The organism is Zavarzinella sp. (genome assembly GCA_041399155.1).
GTDB lineage: Bacteria > Planctomycetota > Planctomycetia > Gemmatales > Gemmataceae > JAWKTI01.
This window is the reverse complement of record JAWKTI010000005.1, coordinates 330,000-346,188: the sequence shown is the minus strand read 5'-3', so window position 1 is coordinate 346,188 and position 16,189 is coordinate 330,000. Positions and strand designations below refer to the sequence as shown.

Sequence of the window (16,189 nt, the reverse complement as noted above, 5' to 3'; positions counted from 1 at the left end):
ATCGACCATCCTGCTTGTTCTGGTCGCTCAATCCACCAACACTGCAGCTATATGTTTATGGAACGAATTCAGCAACACCTTGAATCCAGGTTGAATTAACCAGCATTTTCAAACTACCACAGCCTTTCAGGAAACGAGATTCGTTTTTCAGAACATCTCCCCACCAAAGAACGTATAATAACTGAGTTATTTCACCCTGAATGTGGTAGATCGATGAAGTCGTTTTTGAAGCCGTTTATCACCATTGCGACAGTGGTTGGGATTGTTTTCGTCATCACCTACATGAATCGCTCTGCTGGTCCGGATGAAGATGCCAATAACGACCAGAGCCAGGGGAAAGGGTTAGGGAAAAAAATCATCCCATTGCGGTTTTTTACCCGCGAAGCGATCAAAACCAACAGTGGTGATCCCGTCCACATCCGAATGTGGGATGAATCAATCGAAGTGGGGCAGGATGCATCGTTCCCATTCCTGTTCAAGAACGAGCACGACCAGCCAGTACAGGTGCAGGTGGCTGGTGTCAACTGTCAATGTGCAGGTGCTGACATGGCACTGATATCAACGCCCCTCTGGAACGAATATCAACAAAAGTGCGCATTAATCAACAGTCCCCTGGGCGGTTTGGCACAGCCAATTGAGGCATTGATGAATCATTTGGCCTTTTATGATCAACTGAAATGGCAGGAAGTATTCAAAAATGGTGCGGGTGTCGTCCAGGATGTACCGCCTGCGTCCAATGGGAACCCACAATTTGGTTTTCTGCGATTGAAGTGGCAGGGTAAAAAAGAAGGACAACAATTTATCTCTGCCAGTGTGGTTTCCAATCTACCAAATGGGAATGGTTTTCAGGATGATGTGAAGGCACAGGGGTTGGTGGTACCGGGTTTCGTAATTTATCGCAAAGAAGGCGATGAGTGGAAAAATACCAACACTTGGGATTTTAATGAATTAGGAAGTTTTCAGAAAACCAAAGACACCTTTTATTGCTGGTCGCTGACCCGCAGAAATCTGGTTCTGGATGTGAACTTCACCAATCCCGCCCATGTGGGTAATCCGTGTGTCACAATGACGCAGCCCGAACCTGCGAGTGAAGCGGAATACCGCTCGCTGGTAGAATTTCTGCGTGAGAAGAAACTGACTGCCACCGACCCACAGTCGTTGTACAAGTTTGATGTGCAAGTGGCGGAATCTGTTGTTGTGGGTGAAGGCGACGACAAACTGACTTTTCAACTGGATATTGGCCCACTGGTACGAAAAATGGAAGTCCGCTCGCTGGGCACTTCCACTGCGGGTTCCTCGCTGCAAGTAAGTGTACAAGGGCAGATCCGTGGGGATATCCGGATTACGAATGGCTCCAAAGATGGCCGAATCGATCTCGGATCCACCACTGGAAAAACCGACCGCACCCAGGTTGTCAGCCTGATCGCTGATCGGCCAGGGCTCGATATCTCCGTGGTTGACAAAGAGGTGGTACCATCTTACCTGAAAGTGAAGCTGGAACCCATGGCAGACGTGGGTAATCGCAAACAATGGCGACTGAGCGTCACACTACCTGCAGGTGCCCTGTCTGGCACATTGCGCGACAGCCACATCACGCTGAAAACGAACGATCCAACCCCACGAATGATCCGTTTTCCAGTCCTCGCTGCCACCATCGGTGGGGGATTGTAATAACGGCAACACGATGTATATAGCATTCGATATATAACTGATTATTTATAAAGGCTTTCCCCACTGCCATTCCGGCTATGTTTTTCTACCTTAATTGGTACAGTCACACATTTCGGAATTTTTTCTCATGAATCGTGTCATTACCGCTCTTTTGTGCTGCCCAGTAATGTTTTTGGTGGGTTGCAGCAAACTGAACTTCAACCAAACTGTTGAACTCACCACTGGTGAAGTGAAAACTTTTTTCATTGATCCACCGAAATCAGACCAGAAAGTGGTGGTTACCATCAACTCTACCGATGCAGAACTTAGCTACGGGGTTGTGCTCTCCAAAAATTTCAAGGAAAGTGTCGAATTGTCTGATGTTTCCGACAAGGATAACTTCCTGCTGATCAAACATAAAGTAAAGCAGGACACACAATCGATTACGATCCCCGCAAAAGAAGAAGTGGTCGTCTTGGTCGGCAATTCTACCAAAAACACCACTGTTTCTGTTTCGCTGAAATCAGAATAGCAGATTTCCTTGAACATTTTCGACATTACTGCACTCGTTCTGGCCATTCTGGTCAGTATTCCGTTCTTAATTCTGGCCACCGAGTGCCTGTTGGCAGTGGTTTCACTGCAACGTAGTGCGACAATCAAACCACGTTCGAAGTGTGCCATACTGATCCCCGCACACAATGAAGAAGTGATGATAAAGCAGACGTTAGAGCGTCTGCAAACCCAGGTGCAGTCCACTGACCGAATTGTGGTAATCGCCGACAATTGTATGGATGAAACTGCCCAAATCGCCCGCACTGTGGGTGTCGAGGTGATTGAACGCACTCACGCCACAGATCGCGGGAAAGGATTTGCGTTGGCGCATGGCATGGCGTATCTGCAGCACAATCCGCCTGAAGTGGTGGTGATTGTAGATGCAGATTGCGAACTATCTGACAGTTGTCTGGATGTCTTAATCAATCAGGTTGATCGCACCAATCGCCCTGCCCAGGGGGTGTATCTGATAGGAACTGGTCAGGAAACGGAGCCAAAACAACGGATTTCTGCTTTTGCGGTGCTGTTGAAAAATCTGATTCGCCCACTGGGCCTCTACAAGTTAGGTGGCCCCTGTTTACTGACAGGCACCGGCATGGCGTTCCCATGGAAAGAACTGTCCAAGGTTGAATTGGGTACTTGCAATCTGGTTGAAGATATGAAGTTGGGCGTTGATCTGACGATCATTGGAATCCCACCGCAATTATGCCCTGCGGCTCGCTTGCAGGGTGCGGCAGCCCCCACCCAGCAGGCAGCAACACAACAACGCACCCGTTGGGAACACGGTCATCTGCAAACCATGCTGACCCAGGTGCCACGCTTGTGGCTGAATGCAATCACCCACCTGCGCTGGTCGTCATTATTACTGGCATCAGAGCTTCTGATTCCCCCACTGTCGTTGTTGGCGGTCTGCTGGGTGGGGGCAATGGTCGTTATTCTGACGACGAAATTATTAACTGGCGGCTCCTGGTTGCCCACGGTGCTATTATGTAGTGGTCTCCTGCTGACGTTGTTTGCGGGAATGCTGGCTTGGATTCGCTATGGCCGCACGATGCTGCCACTCTCCGTGATGATGCAAATACCTTTGTACATTCTGTGGAAATTGCCGATTTACGCCAAATTCCTGTTTCATCGCCAAAAAAGTTGGACGAGGACTGAACGAATTGTTGAAAAATGACGAAATTTCTGTTTATACCAAATATTTCTAGTTGTGCGGATGCAAAACTGCTGGTATGGATCTATTAGACAATCAAGGCGTGCGTTTTGTAACGTACTGTTAACGATGCTCGCAAAAGAATATTCCCATTCTCGAACCTATGCAGAGCCAGCGATGAGTTCTGTGCGAATTGCCACAGACAACGTTGTTCCATTACGGATTCACACATGGGTGGGGGAATCTGCAGAATACCAGGTGCTGAAGCGCACTGTAGACATTGTTGTTTCTGCGGCAGCGATTGTGGTCTTATCACCGGTCTTTCTTGTTGTTGCCTTACTGATCAAATTTACCGACGGTGGGCCAATTTTCTTCCGCCAGAAGCGTGTTGGGCTGGGCGGTCGAGTGTTTGAGTTTGTGAAGTTTCGCTCCATGGTGGTTGATGCGGAAGCCCGCAAGCAAGCACTGATGAAAATGAACAAGCACAATAATTCGATCACTTTCAAGATGACACGCGACCCACGAGTTACATGGATTGGTCAGATCCTGCGAAAAACCAGTATCGACGAATTACCACAACTCTGGAATGTACTGGTAGGGGAAATGACTCTCGTTGGGCCACGTCCAGCGGTGATACCAGAAGTCGAGCGATACAGCCTGCGGCAACGCCGGCGACTGAATGTCACCCCAGGTCTCACCTGCATCTGGCAGGTCAGCGGCCGGGCGGACCTCGATTTCCACCAGCAGGTCGATTTGGACATTGAATACATCCGCGAACGATCGATTTGGTACGATTTCAAATTGATTCTGTTGACCTTCCCCGCAGTATTTTCTGGCCGCGGTGCTTATTAAACCTGTTTGCTTAGCAACAGTCTTCTCTTTTCCCCGCTGTATAAGCGAATTTTCAAAGTCGTATTTTTAATAAGTGAATCGTAGCACGGGCGTCCCGCCCGTGGTGTAAAAGTCATGGTGGTGTAAAACTCATGGGCGAGACGCCCATGTTACGTAGGGCATAAGAACTCATTGGTTAACCGTAGGGTGCCCGCCCGTGGTGTAAAAGTCATGAGCGAGACGCCCATGTTACGCAGGGAAGTAGTAACTTGTTGAACCGTAGATGGTACGTAAGGCTTTACTTACTTGGTAAAACGTAGCACGGGCGTCCCGCCCGTGGGAAAACTCATGGGCGAGACGCCCATGTTACGTTGAACTGTAAATACTCATTGGTGAATCGTAGCACGGGCGTCCCGCCCGTGGTGAAAAACTCATGGGCGAGACGCCCATGTTACGTTGAACTGTAAATACTCATTGGTGAACCGTTGCACGGGCGTCCCGCCCGTGGGAAAACTCATGAGATTTGATTTGATGAGTATGCTCTCATTTTCTTAGCCGTGCGGTGCGGAGGGATCCAGCAACTCCGATCGTAAACATCCAGAAACAGGAAAAATCTGGCTCGAATGCCACCCCGCGTAACGCAATGGCGACGGCAAGGAACGCACCAAACATTCCCCCTGCCCAATCGCGGACAGGATAGCCACCGTACAATGCTTCGGCAGCCAGGTAAAAACACCCCAGTGCGATCAGCACTGCCAGCGTGAAGACTCCCACGTAACCGTTGATGATCAAGATCTTTAAGTAGTGGTTATCAATGGACTTAAAGCGTTCATCCATGCGGGAATCGACCGGGATATCCTTCAACGTGGAACCATAGCCAAACCAGCCACATTCATCAATCGCCCGTGCGTACACCAGGTCAAGCAGATCGCGGTGCAAAGTACCGGAATAGGGGTGTTTTTTCCCTTCAATCACCACAAAATGTTCGGCGGTATCGGTTTCGCCCGCATACTTACTCAGTGCGTCCAGAATTTCTGCCCGAAATGCAACAAAGCCACCGAAAGCCACCAGTGCCATCAGGAACATAGGTGCCCGCCAGCGTGGGTGGCGAAAGAACAGGTCGGCTCCGAAAACAATCCCCATCGCCAGTTGTGCTGCACGGGAAACCGTGACAAAGGTCGCTAATGCTGCCAGTGGGATGGTGGCAATCCACCAATCCTGACCGTAACCACGCATTGTCTGACGACTTGCAAGCAACAGCCAGGGTAACACCAGCACCATCAGTAACCCAAAGTAAATCGGGTGGGTGGTATGTCCACGGGCCCGCAACAGACCCCAGCGATATAGTTCTGCATCACTGGCCCGCTCCCACTTCATTCCCAGCAGATCTGCCAGTACATTTTTTTTGCCGAAGGCTTCCACGAGGGCATAGCCACCAATTAGCAGCACAAAAATGCACAGGTAAGGTAGCACGGAGAGCAAATCCTCCGGTTTCTGGATAAATAGTCGCCCCATCACATACGGTAAAAGCCAGGTAAGAGCCACTTCCAGCGAGCGGGTGGGAATCAGAATTTTGTTGTTCAGGTCGGATATTACAGTGGTGGCAACCAGCAAGCCAACAATAAGATCGGCAAAGATCCAGCGAGTAGTCAGCCCCTGAAACGGGCGAAACAGGGCAATGGCCAACACAGTCAGGCCAACGGTGGTGGCGGCATTCATTTCAATCGACCGTACCTGCACCTGCAGCCACCAGGGAACCAGCAGAAAAGCAAACATCAGGCTGATCCGCAATCCACGGTGAAAACCCTTGTCGTGCAACCACACCAGGGTGATCAGGATAACGAGTGCGAGTGTCAGAAAGCCGGCTGCCGTCAACATGCGAAAAAATCCCACGTGGTGCCAAACAGATGATGACACACTATCGCCAAAGTTTACCCAGTTGGTCAATACAAAAAAATCGGGAACCGGTACAGCCCACAATTGGAGAAAGATGAGAATGATCTCACAATTCCTTCCCAAAATTCACATAATGACTTCAATAAATTCGGTACTATCCAAGTTTAGAAAGACTCATCCGCACGTAGATTGTAACAATACAGCGATAAGCGAAAGCGAGAGAAATTCCCCAAAATAAGCTGTTTGCAATAATCAGCAAGAACAATACCCACTCAGGTGCAGGTTTGGCAAACAAGAGCATTGGGTGACAAAGAGCCTCAAAAATATCTGCTGCCGCAAGAACAAATGGAGTAGGTTCAACATTAACTGTAAGCAGGCTAAGTGCGAACGAAAATTCTGTGAGGACAGCCAAAAAATGGACTGCTGCAATTTTGAGAACGAGTTTGACCATCTGATTTTGCACACTTCACCCTGATTAAAGCATACCAAGTGAGATACTTATACAGGATGGGTGAATTGAAATTCCATGTAAACAAAAACAGCTCTGTGATTCCACAGAGCTGTGCGTTGTTCGAATGTATTGAATGCAAGCAGCAGAAAAGTGGGTGCTTAACGGTGGGCTAAATGACAGCCACCGCAGGTTTTCGGGTTGGTTAATTCTGCGTATGCTTCTTTTGCAATGGCCGAGTCTTTCTTGCCAGAGGCATCCTGCAATTTCTTCGCAGATTTCAGAAATGCTTCTGTTTTTTCCTTCCATTCATCATCTGTGCCCTTGGGTGGCTTGCTTTTCGTCAATGTTTCCGCAATTGAAACCCACTGCTCGGATTGTTTTTCCAGAGCAGACCAGTCTTTTTTGCTTAACGAAGACTTCACAGAGTTTTTCAAACTATCCCGCCCAGAAGCAAGTGTTTTCATGCAGGTTTTGATGTCTTTCAACTTCTCATCTGCCTGAATCATCATGCCAAGGAGAGCAAGGAAACTAAAGCCAACTGCAAATCGAGCGTATTTCATCATCAATCAACCTTCAACAGAACCAACAATTTCAGCTTACTTGTGGGAGCCGTGGCAGCCGCCACAGGTTTTGCCATTGGTCAACACTGCAAAAGCGGCGTTTGCTGCTTTCAGATCTTTCTTGCCTGCTGCGGCTTCCAGATCCTTGGCTGCTTTCACGTAAGCTTCGCATTTTTCTTTCCAGCTTTCTGCGGTGCCCTTGGGTGGGGTGTTTTTGCCCAGTGATTCGGAAGCGCTGACCCAGGTTTTGGCTTGAGTTGCCACTGCATCCCAGTCGGGAGATTTGGCTTTCAGTTCTTTGCCAACGGTGGTCTTCAAACCGCCTTTCCCGTAAGCAGCTTTCATCACGTCTTTGATTTTCAGAGCTTCATCTGCAGTGGTTACAGCAACCAATGCCACAGCGAGTACCCCGGCAACGCCGGCTTTCCACAATTTCATACATTTCTCCCTGGATATGACTTCAGCCCGGCAATCACCACAATCGCTCAGGCCAAGAATAGACTCCCACCGAAGAACAATTCTTCAAAATGAGAATCTTATCTCCAATTATGGTAGAATCTGAATCAATGCTGGACAGTATCGAACAGTGGGCAGTGAAAATTCGGCAAAGAGAAAAATCCCATAACGGCGATTAGATTATATGTCATTTTATTACATGTCATATACTTGTGCATAAGCAAATCAGTTTTTATGTAGTTACTGAAAATATTCTCATTTACCAACTTGTGATCCCCTGGGGATGTTGTTAAAGTGGACTACGAATGATAATGAGGCATCCCACATGGCCACCCACGACCCTGCCAACGATCCTGATCGCACCGTCACCCAGTCGCAAATGCCTGATTCGCAACCAGATACAGTGGATCGGTCGCAAGCAGACCCACTCAATAATAGTTTGTAGCCGTACGGGTTCGCGTAATGCAGAAGTTTAAACAGCACAACGAAGGCGCCCACCTATCCCTCACGAAAGACGATTACCTCATCATGCGCGAGACGCCACGATTTGCGAGTGGACGTCTCAGGCACATTCGACGTCGAATAGAGCCAACTGGGTATGCTGAAGAGTCGATCCACGAATCCGGCGATGGGGCAACTGGCTGGTTCTGGCATTGGTACGACAAGATTTCCGACGAACAACTTGCAGCCGTCGGAAGTGCTCTGGCCCAGGCACTAGCCACTGCCGATGCAAAACATGAGCCCGATGATCCAAATAGCAGCTATCGGCAAATCGAGTTTTGGGCCAACGGAATTCCGGCGAGAATATTCATGCAAGATATTGCCGGTGCTGCCGCGTTTGAATCCTTAGAGTTTGAGAATGCTTGGAATCTCGTCGCCAGCATATTCCCAGGGTTCAGCGATTGAGTAAACCAAGGCATGCTGAATCAGACGATGGAACGACACACAATATTGTCCTAAGCCATGGTGAGCGTGTTGACTGTGAGCGAGTTAATTTTACATTAAGCTGGTTGCTGAACTTACTAGAGTCCACTATAGAGCATATAGTAAAGGTGACGGCCAAAGGCGACTTGAGTGATCGATTGGAGCAGAGATCGTTTTATTTAAAACATGCACACCGCGAGACTGCTCAATCGCACCCAGGTTGGTCACAGGAGACACAATCAATGTCAGTCGGCTCGATCCTTATCGGGCTTCAAGCATCCCGAGGTGACGGGCGGGGTGTAACAGCCGCCGAGTTTATTGCGCCGCTCAACATTCGATCCGATGAGGTCTATGCGACACTCGCGGATGGCGGAGAGTGGGTGTCTGGCATGGTGTACTTCGCAGTCGTGCGATACAATGACTATGACCATGTTGACAAGACTGCCGACGCTGGTGCACAAACTGAGGCATTCTTCCGGGGCGTGATGGAAGCGTTCTTGGCCACCAGCGAATTTTTCGACCGGCGGTCACCGGAGGTCATTGCAGTGATGCGTGCGACGGGCTTGTCGCTACGTCTGTTCGTCGAAGTTCGTATGGACCAAGACCAGATGGAATTAGAATTCCCACCGGAGCTACTAGCGGCATGTGGTCGGCACAGCCTTCAACTGTACATCATGTCCAACGACATCTCCGCACATGAGGCATTGACTGCAAGGACCGAACACGACACTGCTTCGCTTGAACTTTAAGCCAGCCAGAGGCTAACTTAACCGGGTAGACTATAGAGCATATAGTAAAGGTGACGGCCACAGGTCGACTAAGTAATCGATTGAAGCACGAGTCTCTTATTATCCTCTCCGCTACTCTGCACAATTGAAAACCCGTTAGATGTGAGATATGGTTGCACGCTTATGAATCCAATTGAAAGGGCTATGATTTCATTAGAAGGCTTATCTGTGGGTGATGCATTCGGGCAACAATTTTTTGGCCATGTAGAAGATGTGATTTCTAATATCGAATGTAGAAATATCCCCGCCACTCCTTGGCATATAACAGATGATTCGATTATGGCTATTGCACTATTTGAAATATTACAAGAGTTTGGCCAGGTCAATCAAGAAAGATTGGCCGAACGGTTTGCAGCATATTATCAGATAAACCCTAGTCGTGGTTATGGTGGTACAGCCCACCGTATCCTACAAGCCTTGAATAATGGTGAAAACTGGAAGTCCATCTCAAGAGCAGTGTTTGACGGCAAGGGCTCCCATGGTAACGGAGCTGCAATGCGCATAGCGCCGCTTGGCGCATTTTTTTCCGATGACATTGATGCGCTAAGAATCAATGCAATATTGTCGGCAGAGATTACACATTCAAATGTAGAGGGACAAATGGGGGCCTTGGCAGTTGCTTTGGCATCAGCATGGATGTGGAATAATAGGTTGGTTGAATTAGATGATTACTCATTATTAAGTTATATCTACGCTAACATACCTGAATCTGACACACGGAACAAAATTGGTAGAGCAATTAATCTTCCTTTTTCTTATTCAATCGAAACGGCTGTTTCAGCACTGGGTAACGGTACAGCCATGTCATCTCAAGATACAGTTCCTTTTTGTTTGTGGGTTGCTTCAAGGCATTTCAATAATTATGAAGAGGCCATCTGGTCAACTGTAAGAGGTCTTGGCGATCGAGATACAACCTGCGCCATCGTAGGAGGTATTCTAGCTATGCGAACAGGCCTGGATGGTATCCCTTCCACTTGGCGCCAACGTAGAGAATCTCTGGATAATTGGCAAAATAATAGAGAAAGTTGGTGGTGAACTGTTTTGAAACCAAGGCATGGAGCGGACGACTACCGCTCAGAACATTTTTAAAAGTGAAGTCGGCTGCAAGTGGCTTAGGTAAGCGATAGGATCAGGAATCGCGACCCGTTATTCAGCGGTGGGGCCTTAAGCGGATCCACTACTCACTTTCGGAGTGGGGTGGTTTCCAGCTCATTATCGTGGGTAATCCCCGGCATGCCAGTGACCTCAACCAGCTTGACTTTGTTGTGATCGGTGCAGCCACGGTTCCCTGTGATAACAGCGGTGGGGCAATCTGCAATGGAGAAGGCAGTACCCTGAAATTGCTCTGCGTGATTTCCCACTATCAGAACGGCCGATTTGCCTGCCCGAACGGCTGTGCGATATCCAGAAATCCGGTTTTCTTGTATGGTGGCATCGGATTTTTCCCAGATCCAGATCGCCGTACCCTGTTTTTCACCAATTCCTGTAAATTCATTTTGCAGTACGGTCACTTTTCCCTGAATCAGCAGGCCCGCGACCCCACCGCCATGGAACTGGTTTTTCTGAATGTGGGCAGTTGATTGGTCTTTTACCGCCAGAAGTGGGGGCATCCCACCTTTGCGTGAAAGGACATTGCTGATGATGGTCGCCGTGGATTCTTCGGTCACCCCAATCGCCACCAGAAGATTATCGTGAACCTGGTTGTTCATGATAGTGGCATTGGCTTTCCCCTGCATGCCGATCCCCGCCATTTTGTTGTCTCGGCATTCATTCCCGATAATCAGGGGTTTTGCCCCATCTCGACAGCCGATTCCCGCCATCTTGTTGTGGTGACAGTGATTATCTCGAATGACCGGACTTGCCCCGTCACGACAGCCAATTCCCGCCATTTCATTTTCAAAGCACTCATTTCGCAGGACAATCGGCTTGGTGTTTTCCATTCGTATGCCAATTCCTGCCCGCAGATTCTGGGAGCATTTATTTTCTCGAATGATCGGCTGGGCACCTTCGCGACAGCCAATTCCCGCCCGAATATTTTTTTTGCAGATATTTTTCTGAATGGTGGGGTTGGCCTGGCGACAACCGATTCCTGCCCGCAGATTCTCTTCACAAAGGTTTTCCAGGATGATTGGTTCTGCATTCATCGCCACACCAATCCCACCACCCATATTGCGGTAACAGTGATTCAGCGTTACCAGTGCGTGTGCAGGTGCTGGTCCTTTACCAGAAACGGCGATACCCACATCGCCATTATGATGTACCACACACCGCATTACCTGGCAGGTGACATTGGGGATACTGATCGCAGGAATGGTGCCTTCCGCCTGCACCGATCCCTCCTCATCGCCCAGTTCTTCACCTTGCGTGGTGGCATGTTTTTGCCAGATTGCCTCATCGTACTTGCCCACATTCGTGATGGTAAACCCTTCCAGTACCGAATTTTCTGCCATCTGCACGCCGGGTGCGTTGCCATTCGTTCCCCCGCCATCAATAATGGTTACCTTGGCACGCTCCCACACGCGTTCTGATTTGTGAGGTTCTTCTCCGGAACTGCGTAAAGTGATTCCCGGCTTCAATTTCAGGCGTTCCAGATATTTTCCGGGTGCCACCAGCACGATATCACCTGGTTTAGCCGCATCGATGGCTGCCTGAATTGTCTGATGATCTTTGGGAACATGGATCGGTGCGGCACCGACAACCGATGCAAGGATAAGCACAGTCGAAAATGAGAGGATTTTCATAGCTATGTGGTGGGGCGGAATTTCATGGAATACCCGGCGAGAAAATGATGCTACCACAGGGTAAAATGAAAAGCACCCATAATGTTGCCAACTGATGAGTAAAAAAAGAAAGGCCATGATGCAGCAATAGATGTCCAATTCAGTGCTGCAAATGGGAAAATGAATTTTCTCTCATCATTTTTCCTCTGGTACGATTTGCGATAATATGCCACAATGGGTGGGCGTGGATTGCCCGACCCGACGCCATCACCATCAAAAGTTTCATCCGAGTTGCCGCAAACCAATGCAGCACAAAGAAATCGTTAAAGTTTTCCGTTGCTGGTGAAGGTTTGCATTGACTTACCAGAAGGCACATATATCTCGCCTGGACCAGTGAGACTATTTCCAATTCTATTCCCCACTTTCGTGGTGGAATGGATGAGGCAGTGCATTGTTCCGCATCGGAATCGATATAACAGGCGGTGTTGGAATATATGGCTGCGTACATTGGATAGTGGTAATTGATATATGCAAAAATAGTCACTTGATACGACACAATGTTGACTGGCACGTTAACTTTCTACGCAGAAGTTAATTATTAAAATAGTCGGCTTAGTTTGGTTCGTCACCCGTCAGTATTCCAACAGATTCTGCTGACGAACTCAGTTGTTTGATCCAAATTGGAGATAGACCTTGACCGATGCATTTTCAGATCTGAAGCCAAGAGTGTTGTTACGTAGTCTGTCGACCTGTTGGTTTCGTCCCGATCACGCGTGGCCACTTGCTGCATTGATTGTGTTGGCAACATCATGCGTCTGTCTATCAGGACTGGCAGGCGCAGAGCCGCCGCTGATCGGCTCCTTCGACAAAGCTACTGCGGAGGCTTGGCGGCAAGCGGGTGCCGAAGTAGGTTGGATTGGCAAGGACTACTACGGCAACTTGGTTGCCTTTCACTCGAAACCGGATAGCCTCGAAGCACCGACCCCGGCCTTCCAATTTAAACTTTGGCCGGATAACATCCTCACTAAACTGCCCGCACCCGAACTGCCTTTTTGCCTTGACCTTGGCTCCACCAAAGTGACCGAAGAAGGACTGAAAGATTTGGCAGGGCTCAAATACTTGCAATTGCTCGATTTATCAAACACTATGGTTTCAGGCCCGGGATTAAAAGAGCTGGCCGGGCTCAAAAACTTACGATCCTTACACCTCAGAGGCACGCCAATAACGGACGCGGGACTGAAAGAACTCTCCAACTTCCCGAATTTGCAAACACTCGAATTACGCCTTACTCCAGTGACGGACTCTGGATTAAAAGCGTTGTCCGGGCTAACAGGCTTGCATACGCTGGAATTGTACAGCACTAAAGTGACGGATGTTGGTCTGAAAGAACTGGCCGGGCTAAAAAACTTGCAGTCTCTTAATCTGGGCGGTACAAAGGTAACTGATGCAGGGCTGAAAGAGCTGGCTGGGCTAAAAAACTTGAAGTCTCTTAACCTGGGCGGTACAAACGTGACTGATGCAGGGCTGAAGGTGTTGGTGGGGCTCAAAAACTTGCAAAAACTGGACCTTTACGGCACGGGATTGACGGACGCAGGTCTTGTGGAGTTGGACAGTTTAAATAACTTGCAATCGCTCAACATATTTAACACTAAGGTGACGAATGCCGGCGTAGCTGCACTTCAGAAGGCTTTACCCAAGTGTAAAGTATTTCGGTGACAATGATATTGAAAACATCTAATACCTACCGACAAAAAATGAGTTTCCTCTCATCATTTTTCCTCTGGTACGATTTGCGATAATATGCCACAATGGGTGGGCGTGGATTGCCCGACCCGACGCCATCACCATCGACGCACGGATGCATCATGAAAATACTTCATTTGACCGCCAGCACCTTCTGGGGTGGGCCAGAACGCCAGATGCTTGGTCTGGCTCAGGCACTGCCGTTTGAATATCAGACCTTTTTTGCCAGTTTTGCCGAAAATGGCCGCTGCCAGCCATTTCTGGAAAAAACACGCGAGGCAGGCTTCGAATCGTACCGCATCAAGTCCGATACTCCCCACCTGCAACAGGCTGTGGGGGATATTTCGCAACTGATTCGCCAGATCGATGCCGATGTGCTGCTCTGTCACGGCTACAAATCCAATCTGCTGGGCCGACTTGCAGCACGCACCACGAATGTGCCGTGTGTGGCAGTTTCCCGTGGCTGGACCGGCGAAACCTGGAAAGTGCAGTTTTACGACTGGCTCGATCGCAAGCACCTGCGTTGCATGAATCGCGTGGTGTGCGTCTCCACCGAACAGGCACGTCGTGTGCGGAAAACGGGTGTGCCTGCCAGCAAAATTCGCGTCATCAAGAACGCAATGCGGGACGAATTATTAGAGCCTCTTCATCATTCGCAGCGTGAAAAACTGGCGAACGTGGTGCCCCACGATCGATATGTCATTCTGGGTGCGGGTCGCCTCAGTCCCGAAAAAGGCTACATGTATCTGGTGAAGTCGATGGTGGAACTGGTGAAACAGCACCCCAACGTCTTACTATTGCTGTGCGGCGAAGGACCTGAACGTGGGGCCATTGAAGAATTCATACGCCACCACATGCTGCACGATCATGTGAGGTTGCTGGGCTTCCGCACCGACGTGGATCAATTGCTGGCGATGGCGCAAGTAATGATACTGCCGTCACTTACGGAAGGATTGCCGAATATTGCTCTGGAAGCAGCCGCACGCCGGATTCCCACTATTGCAACGGCTGTCGGTGGTACGCCCGAAATTGTGAAGCACCTGGAAACCGGCCTGCTGGTGCCACCCGAACAGGAAAATGAGATTTCCCGCCAGATTATCTGGCTGATGAAAAACCCGCACCGTGCGGAACAGTTGGTAGAAAACGCCCAGGAGCATGTTGTCCACGAGTTTTCCTTCCGTGGGCAGGCGGCGAAATACGTTGAGTTATTCGAGGAACTGGTGGCAGTTCCCAGTGCAGGAGGCACGTGGGTATGTTGACGGGCAATTCACTGGGCAATTTGTTAAAAAAAACTCATCATCGCACTACTGGCGTCGTGGGCATTAACTTTGTCATCGACGAACTGAACCGTGCGGGGACCGAGTCACAGTTATTGGCGCTAATCAACGGGTTAGATCGACGTAAGTTCTTACCCACCCTGACGATACTGCGAGATACCGTTTCGCCGCTGGAGCAGGAACTGGCTGCGGATGTGCCCACGATTCACCTTGGGGTGCAGCACTTGATCGGTTTGCGATCGTTGCCTGCTGCAAGCAGATTGTTAAGTTTCTGGCGGCAGCACAAAGTTCAGATTCTTCAGACCTATTTTCTGGATAGTTGCTACTTTTCGGTGCCACTGGCGAAACTGGCAGGGATCCGTCACATTATTCGCGTGCGAAATAATACTGGCTACTGGTTGACCCCTCGGCAACAGTGGCTGGGCAAAGGACTGGAAAAACTGTGTCGCCTGACGCTGACCAACAGCCCACAAGCACGTGAACAGTTGATTGAACGTGAGAATGTGCCCGCCTGGAAGGTGCGTGTGATTGCCAATGGCGTGGATATGGAACGTTTTTCGGGATTACCTGTACCTAAATTTGGCCCCACCGTCCACGTGGGGATGGTGGCCAACCTGCGGGACGTAAAGAACGTAGAAAGTTTCATCCGAGTTGCCGCAAAGCTATGCAGCACAAGGAGATCGGTAAAATTTTCGGTTGCAGGTGAAGGTCCACTTCGACCGCACCTGGAGGCAGAGATTGCCCGCCTGAACCTTGGGGGATCGTTCCAACTGTTGGGCAAATGTGAAGATATCCCCCACTATCTGGGTGGGCTCGATGTGGCTGTGCTTTGTTCCACGTCAGAATCGATGTCGAATGCGGTGCTGGAATACATGGCAGCCGCACGTGGGATTGTGGTAACCGATGTCGGCAACAACAGCCAATTGATTCGCCACAATGTCGACGGTCATGTGATCCCCGCCAATGTAGATGGGGCACTGCAAAAAAGCCTTGAAACGCTGATCGATAATCCGGAAACCACCCGCAAGATGGGCCGCAACGCCCGCACACGGGTGGAAGAACAGTACGCACGTAAAGTGATGCTGCGAGAATTTGAAGAACTATACGCGGGCCTAGCAGAAAATTGGTAAAAGAATAGACAAATTATTGTCTGACAATAACCTAAACGTGTTATTTACAGAGATAATA

General features: G+C 49.3%; 15 protein-coding genes. 10 read left to right on the top strand and 5 right to left on the bottom strand.

Going from position 1 to position 16,189, the window contains the following annotated elements; genetic code table 11:
- Positions 1-213: 213 nt before the first annotated feature.
- From R3B84_21890 to R3B84_21875, 4 genes are all read left to right on the top strand, one after another.
- The gene (locus R3B84_21890; GenBank protein ID MEZ6143226.1) at positions 214-1,671 is read left to right on the top strand and encodes a hypothetical protein; all 1,458 of its coding nucleotides are present in this window, start codon (positions 214-216) and stop codon (positions 1,669-1,671) included.
- 127 nt (positions 1,672-1,798) lie between these two features.
- Positions 1,799-2,182: a hypothetical protein gene (locus tag R3B84_21885; GenBank protein ID MEZ6143225.1), complete on the top strand. Its 384-nt coding sequence runs from the start codon at positions 1,799-1,801 to the stop codon at positions 2,180-2,182.
- 9 nt (positions 2,183-2,191) lie between these two features.
- Positions 2,192-3,379 (top strand): glycosyltransferase family 2 protein, encoded by a 1,188-nt coding sequence (locus tag R3B84_21880; GenBank protein MEZ6143224.1) that lies wholly within the window; start codon positions 2,192-2,194, stop codon positions 3,377-3,379.
- A 153-nt stretch (positions 3,380-3,532) separates the two neighbouring features.
- Positions 3,533-4,207: a sugar transferase gene (locus tag R3B84_21875; GenBank protein MEZ6143223.1), complete on the top strand. Its 675-nt coding sequence runs from the start codon at positions 3,533-3,535 to the stop codon at positions 4,205-4,207.
- A gap of 522 nt (positions 4,208-4,729) precedes the next feature.
- On the opposite strand, the gene R3B84_21870 is transcribed toward R3B84_21875, so the two are convergent.
- From R3B84_21870 to R3B84_21855, 4 genes are all read right to left on the bottom strand, one after another.
- Positions 4,730-6,064 (bottom strand): hypothetical protein, encoded by a 1,335-nt coding sequence (locus R3B84_21870; protein ID MEZ6143222.1) that lies wholly within the window; start codon positions 6,062-6,064, stop codon positions 4,730-4,732.
- Positions 6,065-6,236: 172 nt separating this feature from the next.
- The gene (locus R3B84_21865) at positions 6,237-6,545 is read right to left on the bottom strand and encodes a hypothetical protein (protein MEZ6143221.1); all 309 of its coding nucleotides are present in this window, start codon (positions 6,543-6,545) and stop codon (positions 6,237-6,239) included.
- A 146-nt stretch (positions 6,546-6,691) separates the two neighbouring features.
- Positions 6,692-7,096, bottom strand: coding sequence for a hypothetical protein (locus R3B84_21860; GenBank protein ID MEZ6143220.1), 405 nt, complete (start codon positions 7,094-7,096; stop codon positions 6,692-6,694).
- Between the two features lie 33 nt (positions 7,097-7,129).
- Positions 7,130-7,531 (bottom strand): hypothetical protein, encoded by a 402-nt coding sequence (locus R3B84_21855; protein MEZ6143219.1) that lies wholly within the window; start codon positions 7,529-7,531, stop codon positions 7,130-7,132.
- A gap of 480 nt (positions 7,532-8,011) precedes the next feature.
- Here R3B84_21855 and R3B84_21850 point away from each other — a divergent pair, with 480 nt between their 5' ends.
- The 3 genes from R3B84_21850 to R3B84_21840 all read left to right on the top strand — a co-directional run bounded on the left by R3B84_21850 (position 8,012) and on the right by R3B84_21840 (position 10,296).
- Positions 8,012-8,455 carry a hypothetical protein gene (locus tag R3B84_21850; GenBank protein MEZ6143218.1) on the top strand — a complete coding sequence of 148 codons (444 nt, stop codon included), beginning with the start codon at positions 8,012-8,014 and terminating at the stop codon, positions 8,453-8,455.
- Positions 8,456-8,715: 260 nt separating this feature from the next.
- A complete protein-coding gene (locus R3B84_21845) occupies positions 8,716-9,222 on the top strand; it encodes a hypothetical protein (protein ID MEZ6143217.1) in 507 nt (168 codons plus the stop codon).
- A gap of 162 nt (positions 9,223-9,384) precedes the next feature.
- Complete coding sequence (locus R3B84_21840; GenBank protein ID MEZ6143216.1) at positions 9,385-10,296, top strand: ADP-ribosylglycohydrolase family protein; 912 nt, start codon at positions 9,385-9,387, stop codon at positions 10,294-10,296.
- Positions 10,297-10,442: 146 nt separating this feature from the next.
- Here the strand turns inward: R3B84_21840 and R3B84_21835 are convergent, their stop codons facing one another.
- Entirely contained in the window at positions 10,443-12,002 is a 1,560-nt protein-coding gene (locus R3B84_21835; protein ID MEZ6143215.1) for a right-handed parallel beta-helix repeat-containing protein, read from the bottom strand.
- Between the two features lie 672 nt (positions 12,003-12,674).
- Between R3B84_21835 and R3B84_21830 the strand changes: the two genes are divergently transcribed.
- From R3B84_21830 to R3B84_21820, 3 genes are all read left to right on the top strand, one after another.
- Positions 12,675-13,697: a hypothetical protein gene (locus R3B84_21830; protein ID MEZ6143214.1), complete on the top strand. Its 1,023-nt coding sequence runs from the start codon at positions 12,675-12,677 to the stop codon at positions 13,695-13,697.
- A 149-nt stretch (positions 13,698-13,846) separates the two neighbouring features.
- Complete coding sequence (locus tag R3B84_21825; protein MEZ6143213.1) at positions 13,847-14,983, top strand: glycosyltransferase family 4 protein; 1,137 nt, start codon at positions 13,847-13,849, stop codon at positions 14,981-14,983.
- Positions 14,977-16,131, top strand: a complete 1,155-nt coding sequence (locus tag R3B84_21820) for a glycosyltransferase (protein ID MEZ6143212.1) — start codon at positions 14,977-14,979, stop codon at positions 16,129-16,131. Before R3B84_21825 ends, R3B84_21820 begins: the two co-directional genes overlap by 7 nt.
- Positions 16,132-16,189: the final 58 nt, after the last annotated feature.